This window comes from Citrobacter werkmanii, assembly GCF_008693645.1.
GTDB classification, from domain to species: domain Bacteria; phylum Pseudomonadota; class Gammaproteobacteria; order Enterobacterales; family Enterobacteriaceae; genus Citrobacter; species Citrobacter werkmanii.
Genome location: NZ_CP044101.1, coordinates 1,258,604 through 1,281,617 on the forward strand (window position 1 = coordinate 1,258,604; position 23,014 = coordinate 1,281,617).

At 51.8% G+C, this 23,014-nt stretch carries 26 protein-coding genes; 19 read left to right on the forward strand and 7 right to left on the reverse strand.

Annotation, left to right across the window (positions count from 1 at the left end):
- Nucleotides 1-16: 16 nt before the first annotated feature.
- The 5 genes from FOB24_RS06640 to flgA all read right to left on the reverse strand — a co-directional run bounded on the left by FOB24_RS06640 (nucleotide 17) and on the right by flgA (nucleotide 5,310).
- A complete protein-coding gene (locus FOB24_RS06640) occupies nucleotides 17-2,578 on the reverse strand; it encodes a glycosyltransferase (RefSeq protein ID WP_150344688.1) in 2,562 nt (853 codons plus the stop codon).
- A 56-nt stretch (nucleotides 2,579-2,634) separates the two neighbouring features.
- Entirely contained in the window at nucleotides 2,635-3,579 is a 945-nt protein-coding gene (locus FOB24_RS06645) for a lysine-N-methylase (protein WP_150344689.1), read from the reverse strand.
- Nucleotides 3,580-3,714: 135 nt separating this feature from the next.
- Nucleotides 3,715-4,143, reverse strand: coding sequence for a flagellar protein FlgN (flgN, locus tag FOB24_RS06650; protein ID WP_038637617.1), 429 nt, complete (start codon nucleotides 4,141-4,143; stop codon nucleotides 3,715-3,717).
- 12 nt (nucleotides 4,144-4,155) lie between these two features.
- Nucleotides 4,156-4,443: a flagellar biosynthesis anti-sigma factor FlgM gene (flgM, locus tag FOB24_RS06655; protein WP_038643000.1), complete on the reverse strand. Its 288-nt coding sequence runs from the start codon at nucleotides 4,441-4,443 to the stop codon at nucleotides 4,156-4,158.
- 99 nt (nucleotides 4,444-4,542) lie between these two features.
- Entirely contained in the window at nucleotides 4,543-5,310 is a 768-nt protein-coding gene (gene flgA / locus FOB24_RS06660) for a flagellar basal body P-ring formation chaperone FlgA (RefSeq protein ID WP_396027582.1), read from the reverse strand.
- Between the two features lie 82 nt (nucleotides 5,311-5,392).
- Here flgA and flgB point away from each other — a divergent pair, with 82 nt between their 5' ends.
- From flgB to FOB24_RS06720, 12 genes are all read left to right on the forward strand, one after another.
- The gene (gene flgB, locus FOB24_RS06665; protein ID WP_042310529.1) at nucleotides 5,393-5,740 is read left to right on the forward strand and encodes a flagellar biosynthesis protein FlgB; all 348 of its coding nucleotides are present in this window, start codon (nucleotides 5,393-5,395) and stop codon (nucleotides 5,738-5,740) included.
- Nucleotides 5,741-5,742: 2 nt separating this feature from the next.
- Nucleotides 5,743-6,174 carry a flagellar basal body rod protein FlgC gene (flgC, locus tag FOB24_RS06670; protein WP_006685942.1) on the forward strand — a complete coding sequence of 144 codons (432 nt, stop codon included), beginning with the start codon at nucleotides 5,743-5,745 and terminating at the stop codon, nucleotides 6,172-6,174.
- The gene (locus FOB24_RS06675; protein WP_085047734.1) at nucleotides 6,174-7,061 is read left to right on the forward strand and encodes a flagellar hook capping FlgD N-terminal domain-containing protein; all 888 of its coding nucleotides are present in this window, start codon (nucleotides 6,174-6,176) and stop codon (nucleotides 7,059-7,061) included. The genes flgC and FOB24_RS06675 overlap by 1 nt, the downstream gene beginning before the upstream one ends.
- Before the next feature lie 26 nt (nucleotides 7,062-7,087).
- Nucleotides 7,088-8,290 (forward strand): flagellar hook protein FlgE, encoded by a 1,203-nt coding sequence (flgE, locus tag FOB24_RS06680; protein WP_085047733.1) that lies wholly within the window; start codon nucleotides 7,088-7,090, stop codon nucleotides 8,288-8,290.
- Between the two features lie 9 nt (nucleotides 8,291-8,299).
- Nucleotides 8,300-9,037 (forward strand): flagellar basal body rod protein FlgF, encoded by a 738-nt coding sequence (locus FOB24_RS06685; RefSeq protein WP_038637629.1) that lies wholly within the window; start codon nucleotides 8,300-8,302, stop codon nucleotides 9,035-9,037.
- Between the two features lie 30 nt (nucleotides 9,038-9,067).
- Nucleotides 9,068-9,853: a flagellar basal-body rod protein FlgG gene (flgG, locus tag FOB24_RS06690; RefSeq protein WP_038637632.1), complete on the forward strand. Its 786-nt coding sequence runs from the start codon at nucleotides 9,068-9,070 to the stop codon at nucleotides 9,851-9,853.
- Between the two features lie 56 nt (nucleotides 9,854-9,909).
- Nucleotides 9,910-10,575 (forward strand): flagellar basal body L-ring protein FlgH, encoded by a 666-nt coding sequence (gene flgH / locus FOB24_RS06695; protein WP_038643004.1) that lies wholly within the window; start codon nucleotides 9,910-9,912, stop codon nucleotides 10,573-10,575.
- 13 nt (nucleotides 10,576-10,588) lie between these two features.
- The gene (locus tag FOB24_RS06700; protein ID WP_087856483.1) at nucleotides 10,589-11,710 is read left to right on the forward strand and encodes a flagellar basal body P-ring protein FlgI; all 1,122 of its coding nucleotides are present in this window, start codon (nucleotides 10,589-10,591) and stop codon (nucleotides 11,708-11,710) included.
- Between the two features lie 8 nt (nucleotides 11,711-11,718).
- Nucleotides 11,719-12,021 (forward strand): rod-binding protein, encoded by a 303-nt coding sequence (locus tag FOB24_RS06705; protein WP_110498852.1) that lies wholly within the window; start codon nucleotides 11,719-11,721, stop codon nucleotides 12,019-12,021.
- Between the two features lie 98 nt (nucleotides 12,022-12,119).
- Nucleotides 12,120-13,496, forward strand: coding sequence for a flagellar hook-associated protein FlgK (gene flgK, locus FOB24_RS06710; protein WP_087856482.1), 1,377 nt, complete (start codon nucleotides 12,120-12,122; stop codon nucleotides 13,494-13,496).
- An 18-nt stretch (nucleotides 13,497-13,514) separates the two neighbouring features.
- Nucleotides 13,515-14,444, forward strand: a complete 930-nt coding sequence (gene flgL, locus FOB24_RS06715) for a flagellar hook-associated protein FlgL (RefSeq protein WP_069323862.1) — start codon at nucleotides 13,515-13,517, stop codon at nucleotides 14,442-14,444.
- Nucleotides 14,445-14,469: 25 nt separating this feature from the next.
- Complete coding sequence (locus tag FOB24_RS06720; RefSeq protein ID WP_150344690.1) at nucleotides 14,470-15,471, forward strand: flagellar hook-associated protein; 1,002 nt, start codon at nucleotides 14,470-14,472, stop codon at nucleotides 15,469-15,471.
- On the opposite strand, the gene FOB24_RS06725 is transcribed toward FOB24_RS06720, so the two are convergent.
- Both FOB24_RS06725 and FOB24_RS06730 read right to left on the reverse strand, forming a co-directional pair.
- Complete coding sequence (locus FOB24_RS06725) at nucleotides 15,468-15,947, reverse strand: hypothetical protein (protein ID WP_085047728.1); 480 nt, start codon at nucleotides 15,945-15,947, stop codon at nucleotides 15,468-15,470. The genes FOB24_RS06720 and FOB24_RS06725 overlap by 4 nt on opposite strands.
- Complete coding sequence (locus FOB24_RS06730) at nucleotides 15,925-16,875, reverse strand: transcriptional regulator (protein WP_150344691.1); 951 nt, start codon at nucleotides 16,873-16,875, stop codon at nucleotides 15,925-15,927. Before FOB24_RS06730 ends, FOB24_RS06725 begins: the two co-directional genes overlap by 23 nt.
- A 553-nt stretch (nucleotides 16,876-17,428) precedes the next feature.
- Between FOB24_RS06730 and lafA the strand changes: the two genes are divergently transcribed.
- The 7 genes from lafA (at nucleotide 17,429) to FOB24_RS06765 (ending at nucleotide 22,997) form a co-directional block, all read left to right on the forward strand.
- Nucleotides 17,429-18,343: a lateral flagellin LafA gene (gene lafA, locus FOB24_RS06735; RefSeq protein WP_087856478.1), complete on the forward strand. Its 915-nt coding sequence runs from the start codon at nucleotides 17,429-17,431 to the stop codon at nucleotides 18,341-18,343.
- Between the two features lie 196 nt (nucleotides 18,344-18,539).
- Nucleotides 18,540-19,865, forward strand: a complete 1,326-nt coding sequence (gene fliD / locus FOB24_RS06740; protein ID WP_087856477.1) for a flagellar filament capping protein FliD — start codon at nucleotides 18,540-18,542, stop codon at nucleotides 19,863-19,865.
- A gap of 33 nt (nucleotides 19,866-19,898) precedes the next feature.
- On the forward strand, nucleotides 19,899-20,291 hold the full coding sequence (fliS, locus tag FOB24_RS06745; protein WP_003843794.1) for a flagellar export chaperone FliS: 393 nt from the start codon (nucleotides 19,899-19,901) through the stop codon (nucleotides 20,289-20,291).
- A gap of 4 nt (nucleotides 20,292-20,295) precedes the next feature.
- Complete coding sequence (locus FOB24_RS06750; protein WP_087856476.1) at nucleotides 20,296-20,613, forward strand: flagellar protein FliT; 318 nt, start codon at nucleotides 20,296-20,298, stop codon at nucleotides 20,611-20,613.
- The gene (locus tag FOB24_RS06755) at nucleotides 20,610-21,782 is read left to right on the forward strand and encodes a flagellar hook-length control protein FliK (protein WP_150344692.1); all 1,173 of its coding nucleotides are present in this window, start codon (nucleotides 20,610-20,612) and stop codon (nucleotides 21,780-21,782) included. The genes FOB24_RS06750 and FOB24_RS06755 overlap by 4 nt, the downstream gene beginning before the upstream one ends.
- A 7-nt stretch (nucleotides 21,783-21,789) precedes the next feature.
- On the forward strand, nucleotides 21,790-22,260 hold the full coding sequence (locus tag FOB24_RS06760; RefSeq protein ID WP_038637667.1) for a flagellar basal body-associated FliL family protein: 471 nt from the start codon (nucleotides 21,790-21,792) through the stop codon (nucleotides 22,258-22,260).
- Nucleotides 22,261-22,280: 20 nt separating this feature from the next.
- On the forward strand, nucleotides 22,281-22,997 hold the full coding sequence (locus tag FOB24_RS06765) for a FliA/WhiG family RNA polymerase sigma factor (protein WP_038637670.1): 717 nt from the start codon (nucleotides 22,281-22,283) through the stop codon (nucleotides 22,995-22,997).
- The last annotated feature ends 17 nt before the right edge of the window (nucleotides 22,998-23,014 follow it).

Here is a 23,014-nt window from a genome sequence, read left to right on the forward strand (position 1 = left end):
GACAATTACTGTGTTATCAACTAAATAACTTCTGTTGCAGGCTTATCAGCAACGTATTGCTGTGTTGTTGGGGCGACGCCTCGATGAGGCTTACGATTTCCTGAGCTGCCCGTTTCCCCGCCTGTCCATCCATAAATACATCACAATAGTGGCGGCGAATCTCAGCTAACGGCGTTTCCAGCGCAGCCCAATCAAACGCGTCGGAGAGCGCGTTGCGTAACGCCTGTATGTCCTGAGCCACCGGGAGAATGTCACGGATACGTTGATCGGCACTGTCAGGGGTAGAGAAACTTTGTTGTCCATCCAATAGCGAAGCCATACCTGGCCAGCTCAGTAAAATGACGCGTTTATTCATATGAATAGCGTCAAAAATAAAGCCGCTGCTGTCCGTCAGGATGTAATCTGCTTGTGCAATAAGCGCCAGCAGATGCTGTGGGTCGTCGAGTCTGTTCTTTAAATAGCGCTGCGCCAGCGCCAGAGAGGCGGTTTCCTCCGGTCTGTGAAGGGTGCCATGATGCAATTTAGTGACGATATTATATTCATGGCTTAAGCGACCGAGCTGTTCCGCCCAATGGGGCAGCGAGCTTAGCGCGCCATAGGTAGGGGCATACAGAATGGTCTGTTTTTTCGCATTGAGCTTCAGACTGTTTGGCAACGTGTTATCAAAAGTGTGGTTGTGCCACTCATCGAAGCGGGGATTGCCGACCACTTTTGCACTACCGCCAATATCAAGCGCGTGCTGGCTATAGTGGCTGTAGCACAGGATGCGATGATAAAAAGCGTTCCACCAGGCATGGTTCCACTCTTCTTTCGCCAGGCCATACATGGCACGCACATGGGTATCCGCCAGCCCGTTTAGCAACGGTGTGTAGTAGGGGCTTACCAGGCATTTGAAGCGCTGGCGTTGCTCAATGACCGTAGAAAGGCGTGTTCCGCCCAGCGCGGAGTCGTTAATGGTTTTAATCGTCGCTGTCATTTCATCCAGAAACGACTTGTGTATTTTGTCACTCACCAACAACGAGCAAGAATGGCCCATCGCCTGAAGCGCGCTAATAATGGGGCGGTACACCGTGTAATGCAGCGATGTTTCCATATAGAAGCCAATGGCATCGATATGAGTGGAAGTCGACGGTTGCGAGTTGCTTACCAGCGCGTTGACGGTCTCGGGTTTTTTATTAATTTTATTGAAGTAGTAGCCGATGTTATCGGTTTCTTTCTTTTCGATATCGCTATATCCCGCACGCTGATAACAAATGCTCGGATAACACGAGAGCCATTTTCCTTCACGTAGCAGCGGTTGCCATTGCCCTTCGAGGGTGTCGGAGAGGTCATGCTCCATTTGCTGAGCCAGCGTCGGGTAATAACGGCTGTTTACCAGATAGGCGCAAACTTTATTGCAGTCGCGGGCATGGATCATGCCCTGCAGGCTTTTCAGTTCGCTGCCTTGCTTAATTTCTCCGCCGAGGATGACCACTTCCCACGGAAAATTAGGTAACGCGCTCAGGAGCGAATTGAGTACCCGAATATGCTTTTCCTGCTTGAGGATCACGCTGTCATCTTCAAGTAACAGGTAGTTTTTCCAGCCCTGACGCTGCGCCAGTTGCAGCGCCTGCATATGGGACTGACGGCGACCAATCTGGCCATTGGTTGCTACTGATGCGGCCAGTCGGGTAACTTTTTCCGCGGGAAAATTAAGAAACGACAGCTCTTGCTGGATGTGCGCTAAACGATCCGGGCGCGAATCCAGATTCACGATCACCACCTGATCAATGTAATCCCAGCGGATCGGTTGATGATGCGTGGCGTTATGCAGGCTTTGATACCAGTTTTTTAGCATTGGGTCGGTAACCGCCTGCGCCAGCGTGGTTTCCTGCGGCTCGCTGCTTCCCAATACAAAGTCTTTATCGAACGTATTTTGGCTATGCGAGATACAAATGATGGTGCGCTCGCCCGGCAATTGCAGTGGATTCACGGTGAATTGATTGGTGAATCCTTCTTCTTCGCCTAAGTTACATTCATCATCGTAACGGTGCTTTTTCAAATAATTGCGATGGTAGCAAAAGGTGCCGTTGAGAATGTTTTGCGGGCCAAAGCTGCGGCTTTTAAACAAGCGGTTGATATGGCTATACCAGATGGGGATTTGATCGGAACCCGAAATCAACGCCCGATGACGTTGCATCATGTCGATGGTGTAAGAGATCTTATCCGCCGGATAATAGTCATCGTCATCCATACACAGAATATATTCACCTAACGCCAGCGCATTGAGCATATTCCGCTTTCTGCCCAGCGTCAGTTTTTCCGGATGATAGATATAACGAATATTAAATTTCTCCGGGTGATTCTGCGTCAGCCTGTCAATGACCGACTGATGGCTTTGCGGGGAATCATCGAGGATCACCAGCTCCCGGCGGTCGGCAGGGTAATCCTGGTAGCGGAACATATACAGTAAATAGGGTAAGAAAGCGGCGCGGTTCCACGTTGGGGTAATGACGCTGACAAACGGTTTTTCACGGCCAGTTTCCAGCGTTTTGACAATGCCGGTCAGGGCGGAACGAGCTTTAGAGGTTTCAGGCATGGTGATGTGTATTCGCGGTTCGAAAAAGGACCGGGCATTCACCCGGTCAACAGGTGCTAACGTGTAATCAGGGAAAACGCCGAGAGCAGAGGGTCTCCCGGCAATATGTTCACAATATGCTGGCGCAGCGAGATGGCATGCTCGCTATTGCGCCACGCTTCAAACAGCGCGAAAAGGGCATAAATTTCGTCGTGGCTTAATGCGGAACCGTCCAGTGTCCACAGGCAAAACAGTGTACGAATCATAAAGACGTCAGCGACCAGCCAGAAGAAACGCTGGAGCGTGCTTTCATCGTCATGTTGCGGGAAGGTATCGTGATAAAGGCGATAAATCAGATAGTTACTGAAAATCCAGGCATCCTGCGCGAAATAGCGCTCCCAGGTCATTAACCACTGATCATGCAATTGCTGTTGGAGCAAGGCTTCACTGTTAGCATCTTGCAGCATCAGCAGGCTTACCTGCAGGGGCAAGGTCAGCTTACGCGCGCTTTCCGGCAACAGTTCCCAATTGAAATCGCAGTTGCCCATTTGGGTGATCATTTCCCGCTGCAACTGGGGCAGACTGGGCAGTTGTGCGAATTGCTCCTGCAGTTTTCCACTTTGCGCATGGTCAGCCAGCACCTGCGGTAGCGAAGCCAGCTTTTCCAGCGTCGCATCGCTACTGTCTGGGCATTTCTCACAAAAAGAGAGCATGATGCCCAGCGCATAGAGGCGCAGCTCCGGTGACAAGCCTGGCAGGGTAATGGTATTCAGAGCAGATTGATTCAATACCTGAGCGCGTGGGGATAACGTCGGGCTGTCAGGGGCGGCCGCACATTTTGAATGATGCAAGACAAAGGCATTGGGATCGCCTAATGCAGCCTGGCAGCTGGCCGGATCGGTTAAGACCAGACTCTGACGAACTTCCGTTTTCCAGCGCACGTTGACCAGTAAAGCGGAATCCGGATGGTGGGATAAAAACAACCGGACAAAGTCAGGCTCGTAACAATCAATCATACTCATAATGTGTTCTCAGTAATCCCAATGTTCAAAATCTGGCTATAACAGTGCAATATCCATGCCTGAATTTTAATTGTATTTATATCAATTGGTTAGATGAGGCGCGGAAAGCCGGTTTCCGCGTCAGGGAAGGAAGTTTTAGCGCTGGTAAATAAAATCGGGCTCAGTACCTAAAAAAGCCTGAATAAATTCATACTGACGGATCAGCAGATCGCCGTTTTTTTCGTTGTACATCTTGCAGCGTTTCGCTTTTTGCTCAAGGCTTTGCCACCAGCCCTCTGCGGCAGTTTTCTGCACGCCCGGCAGCCAGCTAAAGACCTGTTCTATCCCTGCACGATTGACGCTTACGCCCAGCAGTTGCAGGAGCGACCGGCGCTGTTGGCTGCTGTTTTGCAACTGCTCATAATGCTGTTGAATAAGTTCATTGACGGCCAGTAGTTCGTCGCTGTCGCGACGGATCATACACAGACGTTGTTGTTCCAACTGGTGTCTGAGCGCGTCATACCGCGTCCCGTCCTCGCGGATGCCCTGAAGCAGAGTTTTCACCTGCTGTAGCCTGGTACTCACTGTTGTAGCCTCTTATTTCTGGAAAAAGCTGAGCATGTCCCCAGCCAGTTGATCGGTATCAACCTGCAAATCGCCTGAGGCCAGCATGGCCTGCATTTGCGCCACTTTGTCGTAATCAACGTCACTTTGCGTATCACTGTTCAGCGTTTGCTGCGCCGTTTGTAATCCCGCCTGAGTAATATCGTCGGCGGAAAGTGATGCGGAACTAGACGCGCTCGTCTGCACGCTGCTCTTGTCTGCACGCGCCTGTTCGGTTGTCGATGCAGGGCGATTGCCTGGCAGAGTTGGGGTAATTTTCATAGCAACCTCGTACATATTCCGTTGGGTTGGTTATCTGTTATTGGCTAAAAGCGACGGCAATAGAGGAAAACTTTAATCCCATCACAAAAAATCCCCGCACTATTCCGCCGTCAGCGTGGTGACCACGCCGGTATCGTCCACCATCCCGCTAATGATCCGCTGGCTGCTGCTGTTGCGAATTTTTATCACATCCCCTTTACGACCATTCTTCAACGCCACGCCCGGCATTGAGGCGGTGATCCCGGCCATGTGGGAGACGATCATCACCGGCTGGTCGCGTTTGACCAGTACGGGCAGTACCAGCTCGCTACGGGTAATCGGTTTGCCCGGTTGCAGGGCGCGCTTGCTGGTGAGACCAATCGCCTCATCGATATTCGTCATCAACCCTTCGCGCTGGTTGCTGATATTGAATTTTTTAAGCTGCAGGTCGTCGGCGGTGATTACCGTATCTCGCGCAATCAACGACTTTGGCATGACCACCGGAATCGAGACATCGGGGCGTACCGCCACGTTAAATTGCCAGCCATTGCTGCCCGGACAACTGACCACAAAGTTCATTCGTGACAGGACCATCTCCGGTGATGTGCTTGAGGTAACCTGCGGCGCCGACGCGCATAGCGCGCTGGTACTCACGGCGGAGGGAATATAAATATTGAACGTGTAGCGATAGTCCTGCCACTGCTGTTTGCGCGCCAGCGCGTCAATTTCATGACTGGCGGCATTGAGAACCTGCGCGTTGATCTGTTCCCGGGCGCTGTGCTGAATGGGATGGACGGCGGCATATACGGGTAAGCCACAGCATATAGCCAGCATCATTTCCACGGCAAAGAGGAAAGAGGGCTTCCTTCTGTGAGGGTGTCTTTTCATAAAGTCATTTCTCATCAATCACTTAAAAGTTGGCATACATATTGCTAATAACAGCGATATCTACGCAGGAGTGATGCAAGAAATGGGAATCAGTTTTCAGCAGGCATTGGGTGTACATCCGCTGGCAGTGAAGTTACGTCTTGAGAGGACCGAGCTACTGACTGCGAATCTGGCAAACGTCGATACACCAAATTTCAAAGCCAAAGATATTGATTTTGCCGCTGAGATGCAACGGGCAAGTCGTACAAATGTTCCGCCCGAGGTTGACGTGAAATACCGCGTGCCGATGCAGCCTTCAGAGGATGGCAATACCGTAGAGCTGAATACCGAGCAGGCCCGGTTTTCACAAAATAGTATGGATTATCAAAGCAGTCTGACTTTTTTGAATCTGCAACTTAGCGGCATCAAAGAGGCCATTGAAGGGAAATAACCATGTCGTTTACTGATATTTACCAGATTTCCGGTTCGGCGATGACGGCGCAAACCATCCGTCTGAATACCGTCGCCAGCAACATGGCGAATGCGGAATCTCCTGCCAGCAGCGAGGCGCAGGCCTATAAGGCGCGCAGCCCGGTTTTTGCCGCGGTTTACAACAATAGCCTGATAGGGGGACATAACCGTCACGCCATTGATGGCGCCAGCGTACAAGTGCAGGACGTCATGCAAAGCGGCGGGGCGGTGAAGCGTTATGAGCCGCATCACCCAATGGCGGATCAGAACGGTTTTGTCTGGTACCCGGACGTCAACGTGGTCGAGCAAATGGCTGACATGATGTCCGCATCACGTGATTTTGAAACCGACGTTGATGTGCTGAATAACGTCAAAAGTATGCAGCAAAGCTTACTCAAACTGGGAGAAGTGTAATGAATACCCTGGCTCTGTATGCCCAATCTCAGGCGCTGGCTTCTTCTCAGGAGAAGACGACGGCGGTTGCGGAAAATAACGTCGGCGCCACGGCGCAAAGCACTAATGTGGGAGACAGCAGTTCTTCGACAACGTCGTCAACGACGGATACCAGCGACACCAGCAGCACCACAACAACCACCACGTCCACCGAAACCTCGGCGGTCGACACGTTTCTGACGCTGTTTGTGGCTGAAATTGAAAACCAGGACCCGACCGATCCCACCGATCCTACGGCCTATATCGATCAGCTCTCCTCAATGGCGCAGGTGGCGATGATGGAAGAGATGAGCGTCCAGGCCAACACCAATGCCGTGCTGATGAGCAACATCCAGGTGATGGCGCTGGGAAATATGGTCGGCGACGACATCATGGTGCAAACCACCTCGCTGGATATCGAAGACAACAGCAAGGCGATCCAGGGGCGCGTCACGTTGGATGACAGCTGTACCGATGTGGATCTGCACTTTACCGATGAAGCGGGTGATGACTATACCGTGTCGCTGATCCCGGAAGGTGAAACCTCCGTCGGACCCGGCCAGGTGGACTTCGACATCAATCCTGCGGATTACGGCATCCCGCCGGGCGATTACAGCGTTTCCGTGGTGACCAATACCGGGGAAGAGGAAGTGCCGATCGAGGTGACGGGCCAGGTGGAAGATGTGCGTATTCCGCTTGATGGCAGCACGCCGGTGCTCAACGTTGACGGCGTTGGCGAAGTGCCATTCACCATGATCACCCAGTTTGGCGTACCGGACAGCACCGACGGAACCAGCGGTTCCGATGACACCACGCCGCCAGATACTGACGACGGAAGCGATAACGCCAACAGCAATATGGTGCTCTGATTTAGTTAATCTTACAGGAAGAAACAATGAGTTATGAAATTGCAGCGACGGGGCTAAACGCCGTCAACGAACAACTGGACGGCATCAGTAACAACATCGCTAACTCCGGTACGGTGGGTTATAAATCAATGACCACCCAGTTCTCCGCCATGTACGCCGGGACGCAGGCGATGGGCGTGAGCGTGGCCGGTTCCGCACAAAGTATCTCCACCGGCGGCTCGATGGTTTCAACCGGCAATGCGCTGGATTTAGCCATTAACGATGATGGTTTTTTCGTCATGTGCGATAGCGCAGGGAATATTTCCTATACGCGTGCCGGCTCTTTTGTGACCGATAAAAACGGCTATATCGTCAATGCGTCCGGTGATTACCTGCAAGGTTATCCGGTTGATGACAGCGGCACGCTGCAAACCGGTACCGTCACTGATATCCAGATTAAAACCGGCAACATCCCGGCGCAGGCCACCGATAGCATGACCTTCACGGCAAACTTTGACGCCAGTGATGAAACGATCGATCGCACCAGCGTACCGTTTGACGCGAACAACAGCGATACCTATACCGACAGCTACACCACCACTGTGTATGACTCGCTGGGTAACGAACACTCGGTTAGCCAGTATTTTACCAAAACCGCCGATAACACCTGGGAAGTACAGTACACCTTTGATGGTGAGGCGCAGAGCGGCGTCCCACCGACCACGCTGACCTTCGACTCAAATACCGGCAAGCTGACATCGCCAACAACACCGCAAACCATCACGTTCACTACTGATGACGCTGCGCCGATTTCGATGACCATTGATTACTCAGACTGTACTCAGTATGGCTCTGATTTCTCGGTGACAACCAACTCCGCAACCGGTTATGCCTCGGCAACGCAGAACGGCGTGCAGGTGGATGATGACGGTAAAGTTTACGCCACCTACAGCAACGGCGAACGCATGCTGCAGGGGCAGGTCGTGCTCGCTACCTTCCCGAATGAGAACGGACTGGAAGCGGTAAGCGGCACAGCCTGGGTACAGACGGGCGAATCCGGCACGCCGCTAATTGGCACGCCTGGCTCCGGCTCTTGCGGCACGCTCTCCTCCGGCATGCTCGAAAGCTCCAATGTGGATATTACCAACGAACTGGTCAATCTCATGACCGCCCAGCGTAATTACCAGGCGAACACTAAGGTGATTTCGACCAGTACGCAGTTGGATCAGGCTCTTTTCCAGGCGATGTAAGGCTAAGAAATGGATCGGTTGATTTATACCGCACTCAGCGGAGCCACCCAGACGCTGCTCGAGCAGCAAATTAGCGCCAATAACCTCGCCAACGTTAACACCAATGGTTTTCGCGCGGATATGGCGATGGCGAGCAACGACAAAGTAAAAGGCGGTGGTTTTGATACGCGTTTTATGGCGAAGGAGAGTCCCAGCGGCGTCAATGACAGCACTGGCGTGGCGGAAAAAACCGAACGTCCGCTTGATGTTGCTATTCAGGGACCCGGTTATATCGCCGTGCAGGATAAAGCGGGAAACGAGGTGTACACCCGTAACGGCAATATTCAGCAGGACGATCAGGGGCAACTGACCATCGACGGTAACGTGGTGCTCGGGGATAACGGCCCGATTATTTTACCGCCAAACGCGATTGCCTCTTTCGGCAGCGACGGCACGCTCTCCGTCACGCCTGACGATGGCGATGTTACTGCAACGATGGATATCGATCGCCTGAAGCTGGTGGATATTCCGGTCGCCAATCTGGCGAAAAATAGCGAGGGGATGCTGGTGACGGCGGACGGCGTACCGGCGCAGCGCGATGAGAACATCAAAGTGAGCGGCGGCTTTCTGGAAGGCAGTAACGTGTCTGCGGTGAGCGAAATGATGTCATCTATCGCGATGAACCGTCAGTTTGAAGCGCAAATCAAGATGATGAAAACGGCTGAAGATCTCAGCGACTCAGGCAACAGGCTGCTACGCGGCTCCTGAGTCGTAGCCTTTAATCAGGGATAAAGTTTTATGAATGCAGCGTTATGGATCAGTAAAACCGGCCTGTCGGCGCAGGATGCTGAGATGAGTGCGATTGCCAACAACATCGCCAACGTCAATACCACGGGCTTTAAGCGCGACCGCGTGATGTTCCAGGATCTGTTTTATCAGACTCAGGAAGCGCCGGGCGCCATGCTCGATCAAAATAACATCATGCCGACCGGAATGCAGTTCGGTAGCGGTGTTCGTATTGTGGGAACGCAAAAAACCTTCACCGAAGGGAATGTAGAAACCACCGACAATACGATGAATGTGGCCATCATGGGACAGGGGTTCTGGCAGGTGCAAAAAGCCAATGGGGATATCGCTTATACCCGTGACGGCAATATGCAGGTTAACGCTGATGGCGTGCTGACCAACTCCCAGGGGTTGCCGTTACAGCCGGAAATTGATGTGCCAGCGGGTTCAACCAGCGTGTCATTTGCTTCCGATGGCACGGTGAGCGCGATTTTACCCGGCGACAGCGATCCCACTGAGCTGGGACAGCTAACGCTGGTGAATTTCGCCAACCCGGCCGGGCTTTCAGCCGAAGGCGACAACCTGTATCTGGAAACGGCGGCCAGCGGTCAACCGACGGAAGGTATTCCGGGGGAAGATGGTCTGGGAACGTTACAGGATAAAGCACTGGAAGGCTCGAACGTGGACATCGTCAACGAAATGGTGGCGATGATCACCGTACAGCGCGCCTATGAGATGAACGCCAAAATGGTCTCTGCGGCAGACGATATGCTGCAGTTTATTAGTCAGACACTGTAACTCAAGAATGTGAAATGCCGGATGGTACAGCGCCATCCGGCAGAAATAGGCAGAACGTGAAAAATTATCTCTGGCTGATGGTACTGCTTCCCCTGTTAAGCGGGTGCGAATCGCAGGCCCTCCTGGTCAAAAAAAATGACGAATTCTTTGCTCCTCCCAAAACGGAAGCGCCGCCAACGGCGGATGGTCGTGCGGGGGGCGTGTTTGAAACGGGGTATAACTGGTCGCTGACGGCGGACCGCCGTGCCTATCGCGTGGGCGATATCCTGACCGTGATGCTGGAAGAATCCACCCAGTCGAGCAAACAGGCGAAAACCAATTTCGGTAAGAACAATACCGTCGACATCGGCGCGCCGACGCTGTTCGGACATACCAAAGATAACCTTTCCGCTTCCGTGGACGCCAATCGTGACTTCAACGGGACGGCGACCTCGCAGCAGCAAAACAGTTTGCGCGGTGAAATTACGGTGTCGGTACACTCGGTACAGTCGAACGGTATCCTGGAAATTCGCGGTGAAAAATGGCTCACCCTTAACCAGGGCGATGAGTACATTCGCCTGAGTGGCCTGGTGCGTGCCGATGACATTCAGAACGACAACTCCGTCTCATCGCAGCGTATTGCGGATGCACGCATCTCCTACGCGGGCCGTGGCGCATTGAGCGATGCCAATGCGGCGGGCTGGCTGACGCGTCTGTTTAACCATCCTCTCTTCCCGATCTAAGCAGGATTTTGATATGCAACACTTAAGCGGGCGCTGGATGAACGCGTTAAACGGCATCGTTATCGCCCTGAGCCTGGCGCTGCCAGGCGCGGCGCAGTCGCAATCTCTGGAATCGCTGGTTAACGTCCAGGGGGTCAGGGAAAACCAACTCGTCGGCTACAGTCTGGTGGTCGGTCTGGACGGAACCGGGGATAAAAACCAGGTCAAATTCACCAACCAGACAATTACCAACATGCTGCGCCAGTTTGGCGTACAACTGCCGAGCAAAATCGATCCGAAGGTGAAGAACGTTGCGGCGGTGGCGGTCAGCGCGACGCTACCGCCCATGTACTCGCGTGGGCAGACCATTGACGTCACGGTCTCGTCGATCGGCGATGCCAAAAGCCTGCGCGGCGGCACACTATTGCTCACCCAATTACACGGCGCGGATGGCGAGGTTTATGCCCTTGCGCAAGGGAGCGTGGTGGTCGGCGGGATGAACGCGACCGGAGCCAGCGGCTCCAGCGTCACCGTGAATACCCCCACCGCTGGGCTGATACCGAACGGCGCGTCGGTAGAACGTGAAATTCCCAGCGACTTCCAGATGGGGGACACCATTACGCTCAATCTGAAACGCCCCTCCTTTAAAGATGCCAATAACATTGCCGCGGCGATCAACGCGTCGTTTGGCGGCATTGCGACGGCACAAAGCTCGACCAACGTTATCGTCCGCGCGCCAACCAGCCCCGGCGCGCGCGTGGCCTTTATGTCTCAGTTAGATGACGTCCAGGTGCAGGCGGAAAAAGTCCGGGCTCGGGTGGTGTTTAACTCGCGTACCGGTACGGTCGTTATGGGCGATGGTATCGCCCTGCATGCGGCGGCGGTATCGCATGGCAGTCTGACGGTTTCCATCAATGAAAGCAGCAACGTCAGCCAGCCGAACGCTTTTGCCGGTGGCCGTACGGCGGTGACGCCGCAAAGCAATATTTCGGTGAATCATGCCCGTCCGGGGATGATCAGTCTGCCAGAGTCCAGCAGTCTGAAAACGTTGGTCAACGCGCTCAATAGCCTGGGGGCAACGCCGGACGACATTATGTCTATTTTACAGGCCCTGCATGAAGCTGGTGCGCTGGATGCCGATCTGGAGGTGATTTAATGGCCGACATCAAGGTGAATCATAGCGGGGGCATTGACGGTAGCGATGCGTTAATGGGCCCCAAAATCAAAGATAACGATTTGCAGAAAGCTGCCCAGCAATTCGAAGCCATCTTCTTACGCAACATGCTGAAAGAGATGCGTAAAACCAATGAGATCTTCGACTCAAAAGATAACCCGTTTAACAGCGACTCGGTACGCATGATGCAGGGATTTTATGACGATCAGCTGTGCAACAGTCTGGCCCAACAGCACGGCATTGGCATTGCGGAGATGATCGTCAAACAACTCTCCCCTCATCACCAAGGATAAAGGTTGCGCGGCGGCTTAAGAACTGCGGTTTTTTCGCCGCTCTTAATCGGCAAGGTTGTTAATGACAGACCGGGTAACTGACCGGCGAGGACGCTTTGATGGATATGATTAACATTGGCTACAGCGGCGCATCGACTGCGCAGGTGGAGCTTAACGTAACGGCGCAGAACACCGCCAACGCGATGACTGACGGTTATACCCGGCAGGTTGCCATCACCAGTACCATTGGCGCGAGTTCCGGTTCAGCGAACAGCGCGGGTAACGGTGTGCAGGTTGACAGTATTCGCCGGGTCTCAAACCAGTATCAGGTTAACCAGGTCTGGTATGCCGCCAGCGATTATGGCTATTACAACACCCAGCAAGAGTATTTAACGCAGTTGGAAACCGTCCTCAGCGATGATAACAGCAGCCTGAGCGGGGGATTTGATAACTTTTTTGCCGCGCTAAACGAAGCCACCACCAGCCCGGATGATTCCGCCCTGCGTGAGCAGGTGATCAGCGAGTCCGGCGCGCTGGCGCTGCGCGTGGATAACACCCTCGATTACATCGACTCGCAAAGCAGTGAGATCGTCAGCCAGGAGCAGGCGATGGTGGCGCAGGTGAACACCCTGACTACCGGTATTGCCAGTTATAACCAGCAAATTGCTGAAGCTGAAGCCAACGGCGATAACGCTTCGGCGCTGTATGACGCCCGCGATCAGATGGTGGAAGAGCTGAGCGGCATTATGGACGTTCAGGTCAATATCGATGATGAAGGCAACTATAACGTCACGCTGCAAAACGGTCAGCCATTGGTCAGCGGGCAGGAGAGTTCCACCATCGAACTGGATACCAACGCCGATGGCACGCAGAGTATGTCGTTAACGTTTGCCGGAACCACCTCATCCATGAACACCGATACCGGCGGCTCGCTGGGCGCGCTGTTTGATTATCAGAATGAGGTGCTGACGCCGCTGACGGGAACGATTAACAGCATGGCGGAGCAATTTGCCGATGCGGTTAACACCCAACTGGCGCAGGGCTACGATCTGAACGGAAATCCCGGTGAACCGCTGTTTATTTATGATGAAAACTCATCGGATGGCCCGCTGGAGGTAAACCCTGATATCACCGCCGATGAACTGGCGTTTTCCAGCTCGCCGGACGAAAGCGGCAACAGCGATAACCTGCAGGCGCTGATCAACATCTCAACCGAACCGCTGGAAATTGAAGGACTCGGTAGCGTAACCGTGGGCGAAGCCTGTTCATCGATCATCAGCAATATTGGTATCTACAGCCAGCAAAACCAGACGGAAGCCGAAGCCGCAGCGAACGTGTACTCCGAGGCACAGAACCAGCAGAGCAGCGTGAGCGGCGTCAGCATGGATGAAGAAGCGGTCAACCTCATTACCTATCAGCAGATTTATGAGGCTAACCTGAAAGTCATCTCAACAGGTGCTGATATTTTCGATTCTGTGCTGGAAATGTGTAGCTAACCGGAAGGGGAATGAAAAATGCGAGTCACTGCCCAGCAGTCTTATGTGTCTATGACGCAGAGTTTTAACGACCTTTCCAGCGATCTTTCTCATGTCGTCACGCAGATGGCGACGGGGAAAAGCATTCTGTTGCCGTCTGACGATCCGATTGCGGCGACCCGTATCACCCAGCTTAACCGCCAGCAATCGGCCCTCGACCAATATCAAACGAATATTAATTCCGCGTCGGCAGGGATGAGCCAGCAGGAATCTATTCTCGACGGCGTCAATAACGATCTGTTGGCGATTCGCGACGATCTGCTGGAAGCCGCGAACGGCACCAATACCGCTGAGTCATTATCCAGTCTGGGGCAGGATATCCAGTCGATGACTGAAGCGATGGTGTCGGCGTTAAATTACCAAGATGAAGACGGTCACTATGTGTTTGGCGGGACGGTGAACGATCGGCCGCCGATTGTCGCGGTGGATGAGGACGGCGACGGCGTGACCGACAGCTATACCTACCAGGGGAATGGCGATCATCGCCAAACTACTGTCTCCAATGGCGTAGAGGTTGACACCAATGTGGCCGTCAGCGATTTCTTCGGCGATAGCCTGGATGTGCTGAACACCTTAACGTCATTATCGAAAGAGCTGCAGGACCCATCGGTTGATCCTGCCGATCCGCAGGTGCAAAGCGACATTCAGAATGCCATCGATACGGTAGACGTGGCCTCTGATGAGCTCAACGCCTCCATCGCCACCATTGGTGAAACGCAGAATACAATGACCATGCTCAGCGATGCTCAGACAGATATCTCAACGTCCAACGATCAGCTGATCAGTCAGTTGAGCGATCTGGATTACGGCCCAGCTTCCATTACCTTTACCGGACTGGAAATGGCGATGGAAGCCACCTTAAAAACCTACTCTAAAGTGAGTGAGTTGAACCTTTTCAGTGTGATTTAACAGCGAGCAGTAGCTCAGGAATAGTATGCAGGTCGGTTTAAATACAACGTCACTCTCCGGTAGCGGAGCGCTTAATCCTTCTGTGCAGCAGCATACCGTTGCGCAGAATGCCCCTGTCCGTCAAAAGTTACCCGCAACGGCGAGTGATTACCCGGCCTCACCGCTTATTACCACCCGGCCTCAGCGTTATAGCGTGCAGCTTAACGATCAGCTCACCACGCTACAGCAGGCCGATCACTATCTGGGACAACTGGAACAGCATTTGCTGGATTATCGCCATGCCTCGCGCCGTGGCGGGCAGGCGCAGCAGCAAAAGGGAGCCGAACTTACCCAGTGGCTGGATAAAAGAACGGCGTTATCCGGCGGCGCGGTGGACAGGCAACTGCGTCCGGTTTTGCAGGGCGAGGCGCGAGTGACCTTTCACGCGCCTGAACTGGCGCAGATGCTGCAAAAAGATGCCATAAGCTCGCGCATGTTTAGTGTTTCCGATGGGCGGCAAACGCAGCACTCGGCGGTGGTGGTGGGTGAGGATATGGAGCCAGGCCAGTACAAGATAATGATGAGCAACGCGCTGCGTCGCGTCGGCGTACAGGTGCACGATCGGCAGGGCACGTTAACGTTCTCCACCACGGAAAAGCAGTGGTCGCAGATCCAGCAAACCCTGAGCGTACGCGATGTCGGTGCGAAGTCATCAGCGTTTACCCCGCTGAAAACATTTGCCGATCCCTCGCGTTCAGAGGAGCTTCAACAGTATGTAGCACAGGGCGGAGCCCGAACTCAGGACGGATTACAGCAGGCGTTGGATATTATTGGCGATCAACGTGCGCAAATGGCTGCCCAGCAGGAGAAGGCCCGGCAACTCATTGACGGTATGGCGCGTTTTCCACAGGCAGAAAGTGCGGTAAAAGCCTCTGAATCATTGGGTGGGGTTTTGGATCATGCTAATCACAATTATCAGGTATTAGCGCAGGCGGTGAATGGACAAGCCCGACTTTCCAGCCAGACTGTCCGTAGTTTATTAAGTTAATTCTGCTGGCATGCTTTGGTTGAAAAGTTAAATACAGAGGGGTCTGTGATTAACAGACCTCCGACATCCCGAGTAAAAATCAAATTTTGCTGCGGAGTTATATGGAGCCACCATGTATGCAGGTTGTGCTCAGTGACAAATGCCCCGAAATTAGCCATACGAGAATCGTTTTGATCGGTTTTGGTGGTACTAAAGTGAAACTCACCCTGTTTATATGAGCCGGTATAATGATTAATACACGACGCTACTTTAAACGTAGAGGGCATTTTATTATTTTGCTCCAAAGGGACGAGAGTGATCGTGGTGCTTTTATCCAGAGAACTTGCGATAAGTTCATAATGTACGTTTTTGCCAGTAGTAAGGTCGTAATTGGCAATGACCGTATTTTCAATGCGGGCATGAGCCGTAAATGTGAAAAATAGCGTGAAAGCAGACAGGGCAGGGAAAAAGAAATTATTTGCATTTTGGCATTTCATTTAACATTTTCTCCACTTCTTTAATTAAAATACCATTCATTTCATTATCTTTATTTAGCCAGTTGTCAAAGCTTAGCGCTAACTGCCACTTATCATTGCATTGATTGCTAAGTACAATATCAAGGGCGAGTTTGTTCAGTGAGACCCGATAATACAAGGTCATCGAGGCGTTATGGCTTACCAACAGTGGGTTGAGCTGCTCGATACCGGGAAGAATATGCGTTGAAACAAGCGATGATGATTTCTTATTCTCACCTGGGTCGTAAAGTTGATATACCGTAACATAGTTGGCATTTTCAAGCGTCTCTTTAACCAATTGCGGAGCTTCTTCCATTTTGGTGACAGACGGTGCTTTAAAATAAGAGATTAAAATAAACAACGACAGCGCGATAACGATAACGGGTAAGGTAATCAGAACGGCTCGATAAGGATGCCGTCTGATGGCCGTTTTTCTCTGGTTTCTTGACGATAGTTGACTGTTAAGTAAGGGTATTTCCCCATTATTTGTTGATGGAAGCATTTCATCAGGCGCAGGGGACTCAACAATCTCGGTACGTTTCTCGACCTCATCAATGGTGCTGTCATCAACCACAGTTTCATTAAGGTCAATAGTTTCAGTGAGGTAGTTCTTATTAAATAAATACCCTTTTTTAGGTATGGTTTTTATAATTTCTTGCTGTTTACCGTCATCATCGATCGCAACGCGCAGCGCATGAACGGCTGTCGGCAGGCTATTTCCACCGACGATGCGATTCTTCCAAACTGCGCTCATTAAATATGACCGAGATAAAACGACATCGGCATTTTTAGCTAATGTCTCTAACAGAATAAAATGGTATTCGCCCAGGCGACGTATCTCGCCTGTTTCACAATGGATTAACGCATTAAGCGAGGAATCCATCCGCCAGTTGTTGACTACGATACTCATCGATTTGTATACCCGTGCAAGATTTTATATCCCTGGTGTCACACCGTTAAAAATCAGTGCATTAAAATTCTGGAGAAATTGAAATTTCTTTGTGCTGTGAAGCTGCAGCTGAATCGCTATTGAGTGTTTTTTATGCTGTCCAAAAAAGGATTTGAAATGTAGCGAAAGTGCCCGAGACTCACAATATAAAAGTACAGGGTATTTGCAACTAAATGTAAAACATGGCTATAACCAGGCTTTTTAAAGTGATTTCATCTAGGGATAATCTTATTCTTATCAAAAAGTTAACCCGTATGGCGCGTAAGCAACCAAGCCGTTATTAGATATTTCTAATAATCTTTTAATTAAATCTTGATTGAGATCTTCCTTAGAAGGTGGTTTTTGTGGGAGGTAGCACGCAAAGCTAAAATAGAGGTGGAAGCGTTTTTTATCTCGCTAATGATGTTGTGTAACGCGTCAAAAAAAATTTTCTGCAGCGCTTTAAGTTTTCCAAACGGGTGGTCGTTTTTACAGAGTATCGAAACGAAAACGATTATTCCCAAGGAGCAGTACCATGTTATCGATTAATACTAATACCGCATCAATGTCTGCTGTAAATGCTATCAACAAAAGCAGCGCATCACTGTCTACTTCTATGGAACGTCTGGCGACAGGTAACCGTATTAACTCCTCTGCAGATGACGCTGCGGGCAAACAGATTGCCAACCGTCTGACCGCGCAGTCCAGCGGCATGGGCGTTGCATTGAGCAACATCAACGATGCCACTGCCATGCTGCAGACAGCCGACAGCATGTTTGACGAAATGACCGACGTACTGGGCCGTATGAAAGACCTGTCTACTCAGGCGGCGAACGGAACGTACAGCGACGAAGATTTGCAGGCGATGCAGGACGAATACGACGAGCTGGGCCAGCAGATGTCCGATATGCTGCAGAACACCACTTACGGCGGTACCAACCTGTTCGGTGTTTCCGGTACCAGCAACACCGGTAAAGACGGTCTGTTCCAGAGCGGCGTAACCTTCCAGGTTGGCGCTGAATCTTCTGACACCATGACCGTTGATATTTCCAGCCAACTGGACACTCTGGTTAACGCACTGGATCAGGTTAGTGCTTCCTTCAAAGGTGACCAGGCAGATAAGACCGGTAGCGCAGGTATTTCTGGCGGCTCCGAACTGACCACTTCTGGCTCTGCAAACGCGATGATTGGAACTATCCAGACTGCAATGGACGACGTGTCTAAGATCCAGTCCAAACTGGGTGCATCCATCAACCGCCTGAACGACACTGCGGCTAACCTGACCAGCATGCAGGACAACACTGAAGTGGCGATCGGTAACATTATGGATACCGACTATGCGACGGAAGCGTCCAACATGACCCAGCAACAGGTACTGATGCAAACGGGTATCACCATGCTGAAGCAGTCCAACAGCATGTCCAGCATGGTTTCCAGCCTGCTGCAGTAATTCCTGACGTAATGTCATTCACAACACCGCCATCCGGCGGTGTTGTGCTTTCCGCAACCGGGCCTTTGCCTGGAAACCTTCCTGAGGAAGGGAAAATTCATTTCCGCTACTAACTTAACTTACTGAATATCAATAATAAAAAATATTGGCATGCGTTTTGCTATTACATAACTAACGTTGCACGGAGTCACTGATTATGAGTTTTACGAGTCCGATCCAAAAATTAGCACAAGAATTTGCCTACGCGGACATCGCCACCCAGGCGGCAAATCTGCAAAACGAGCAGAACGAATTGAATGCAGAGAGCAACGGCCTGGACTCGTTAAGTTCGGCGCTCACCGACTTTCAGTCAGCAATTGATGCGCTTAACAGTGACACCGACGGCCCGCTGACGTTTTCTGCTACGTCGAGCAATGATTCAAACACCATATCCGCAAACTCGGAAGCTCAGGCCGGAACCTATTCATTTTATGTTTCGGCACTTGCACAGGCGCAACAAACCACGTTCAGCATGAGTGATGACCAGTACAGCGCATCCGGTACCTTTACGTTGTCGATGGATGACGGCACGACCATGGATATCGATCTCGCGGCTGCTGATGAAGATGGCGACAGTTTTATTGATGCCAGCGAACTGGTTGATGCAATTAATGACTCGGATGACAACCCTGGCGTATCGGCGGCGCTGGTTAAAACCGACGGCACCACCACTATCATGCTGACCTCTGATACCACCGGAGCACAAAGCGGCTTTTCAGTGAGCGTTACGGGCAACACCGATTTTGCGACGGCGGAGTCTTCCAGTGAGCAGCTCATCACGAATCCGCAGGACGCAGAAATTCATCTGGGAAGTGAAACCGGTCCTGCCATCACCAGTAGTTCGAATACTTTCGATGACGTTATCCCCGGCGTAACGATGACGTTTTCCGAAGTCAGCGATCCTGATGATCCTAATGATGTGACCACCTTTACCGTCGCGGAAGACTCCAGTGGATCTCAGGCAAAAGTGCAAACCTTCGTGGATGCCTATAACACGCTAATCGACACCATAGATTCTCTCACCAGCTACGGCGATGACGACACCGCGGCCGGGGTCTTTGCCGGTGATGCCGGGATGAATTCGCTGGCAAACCAAATGGATGATATCGCTCACGCTTCATACGGCGGCGTATCGATTGTCGACTATGGCATCACGCTGGATTCCGACGGTCACTTACAAATCGACTCCACCCAGTTCAGCGAAGAAATGGAAAAAAACCCGGACGGTTTGACCTCTATTTTTGTCGGTGACGACAGCATGGTCGCACAAATGGACGACCTGATGGACAGCTATCTGGATTCCAGCAACGGCATCATTGCCATGCGCCAGGAAAACATTGACGACCAGCAGAGCAAAATCCAGGACGAAAGCGATCAACTGACCGAAACCTATAACACCAACTACGAGCGCTATGTGGAAGAGTACACCAATACGCTGGTTGAGGTGTACACCATGAAAGTGAGTATGGCCGCGTTTATGTAACCGGCTGATTTAAGAGAAGGATTAAGAACCAATATGTACGACACGCAGGATGGTTATTCGCAATACAAAGAGATGGATCTTGCTGCGCGTACGGCAGCAGCATCACCGTTAGAGCTGGTGCTGGTGCTGTTTTCGGGACTGATGGACGAACTGGAACGCGCGAAAAGCCACATTGAGAACAAACGCTACGAGCGTAAAGCGCAAAGCATCAATAAATGCATCGATATTCTCAACGCCTTAACCAGCTCGCTGGAGTTTGAAACCGGCGGTGAGCTGGTGGTGAATCTCTCCCGGCTGTATGACCACTGCGTCTACCGCCTGTATGAAGCCAGCGGCGAATTGTCGTTAGAAAAAATTGATGAAGTGATCCTCATCCTGACGAATCTGCGTACAGGCTGGGAAGGTCTGTCAGCAAAACTTGGATAAGGCGATGGAAAGAGAGCGTCAGCAACAGCAGCTTTATGCCCTGGTGGCGGCGATGAACGATGCCCTGGATCAAAAACGGTGGCGTCGATTACCAGGTCTGCATCAGCAGGTGATGCGTGACTTTCATGCCTATGCTGCCTGGGAAACTGACGCCGAGGCGCTACGGGAAGTGAAAAGCAGACTGCTGGTCGCGTTTGAGACATTAATTGCGCGGCGAACGCAGCGTGCGGAAGAACTCAAAACGCGGATGGAGAAACATCAGCAAAACCAGGAAGGAATGTTGGCGTATTCAATGGTTAATTTAATTTCGGAGAAGGCATGAATCCTGTATTACTGGCCTCGGTCAGTGCGTCGGCAGAGGCCACACCGGAAAAGGCGACGATTTCGGCGCCGTCAACCCCTGAGGGCGGCAGCGCATTTTCTTTATCCCAGTCGGGGCTGAACGCCGCGGCTGAGCGGTTGATTGGTGCAAAACTGAGTCATCAGCAGACATCGGTGGCTGCGCATAAACAAGACGACGCGAATCCGGCAGCCATGCAGGCATTGCTGGCTATGCTATTGGCGCAACCGACTCAGGCAGCCCCGGCCGATGTACAAAAGCAGCCTGATGGCGACATGTTGAGAATGCTGGCGCAGGTGCAAACCACCCATTCGGGGTCATCATTGCTGCGCCAACTGGCGAGCGCCATGGCCCAGCCGGAAAAAACATCCGCGCCATCGGCTGATCAGCACACAACTGACTTATCGTCACTGCCGCCTAAGCTGCAAACGTTACTGGCGTCACTCAGCGAGGATTTGCCGCCAGCAACCCCGGATCAACAGGCTAAGCTGGCGACGTTTTCCACCCAGGATCTGCGAGCGATTGCGCCGGAGCCTGCGTCACTCTCGACCTCCCAACAAATTTCTGCTCGGGTGAAATCAACCCAGAACCCCAGTCCTCGCCCGGTGGTGGAGAGAAAAACCGCTGGGGTGACGGTCAATCCTGCGCTCTCTACGCAGAATTTGCTCAATACCGCGGCGCAGGGAAATCAGCCAGTGAATCCACTGACCGAGCATAACATCGTGTCGACGCCAGTTTCCGCACCAGTGACGATGTCAACGGAGGAACTCGGGGAGAAACTCACTGCGCTGCTTAAAGACAGAATTCAGTTCCAGATAGGTCAGCAACAGCAAATTTCGACCATTCGTCTTGATCCACCGTCGCTGGGCAAGCTTGAAATTGCCGTGCAACTGGATGCTGGGAAGCTGATGGTACACATCGGCGCAAATCAGAGCGATGTCTGCCGCTCATTGCAGCAGTTTAGCGAAAACCTACGTCAGCACCTGACGGCGCAGAACTTCATGGAAGTCAATGTTCAGGTCTCTTCCGAGGGGCAATCGCAGCAGCAAAAACAGCAGTCAGGTCATCAACAGGATGAGGTGGCGTCAGCATTAGTGCTCAATGATGAACCTCAATTTCAACGGAATGAATCCGTTCTGATCAAAGTGTAAAAGCAAAATGAAGAAAATCGTTATCGCGTGTGTGATCAGTTCCGTCGTCGCTTTGGGTATTGCGGGGGGGGCCGGATGGGGCATTTATCATGCTATGAATAAGGGAACCACGGCTGCGGCAGCGACTCCCGCTCACGAAGCGGAAGATAGCCAGGATGAGTCCAACAATATTTTTGTCTCCCTGCCAGAAACGGTGGTTACGCTGCATGATGATGAAGGCGGCGATCGCTATATGGTCGCTGAGCTGGTGATGGTTGTTGATTCAGAGAAAGATGCTGAAAAAATTAAGCAGGACGAACCGCTCTATCAAAGTATTACCGTAGATGAGCTTTCGAATATGAAGTATGAAGATATTCGGGCGCTGAAGATCTCCGAAATCAGAAAGAAAATATTTGAAAATCTGAAAGTTGAATTAGCGAAACGCAAAATGGCGACACCTTATAAGGAGATATTGGTGAAAAAAGTCGTGTTCCAATAAGCGACAAGCCAGGAAATAACATGATACAGGATGCTTACGAGTCAGAAGACTTTAATGCGACGCCCATGCTTACGCCAAAGCAAGAGAGCCATTATTTACAGGCTTATCTGCCGTTGGTGCGCAAAGTGGTGCGTCAACTTGCGCCGCAATGTACCTGCGTTATGGACAGGCAGGATATGGAACAAACGGCGTTGATGGGATTGCTGAATGCGATTCGACGCTACGGTCAACCAGACGAAGGTTTTGCCGGTTATGCCGTTCACCGCATACGCGGCGCAATTCTGGATGAGCTGCGCAGCCTCGACTGGCGGCCTCGCCAGCTACGCCAAAAATACCATCAGATTAAAGATTTGATTCGTGATGCGCGCACACAGCTTGGGCATGAACCCTCATGGGAGGAGTTGTCCCGACGGGGATTATCGTCTGAGGATTATCAGGAATACCAACAGCTGGAAGGTGCGGAAACGCTGGCCAGCCTGGATGAATTACTGAATGGCGATATGCCGATAGCACCGCTCGAAGGGCGGGGGCTGGAAGAGCAATTCGTCACGCAGGAAATGTTGAGTTACGCCCTGAGCCAACTCAGCGAAAAAGAGGGCCTCGTGCTCTCAATGTATTACCAACACGATATGAATTTAAAAGAGATCGCGCTGGTATTAGGGCTGACCGAAGCCCGAATCTGTCAAATGAATAAAAAAATCACGCACAAGATTCGTGATTGTTTATATCCAGACTAACAATTCCGAATCAACAT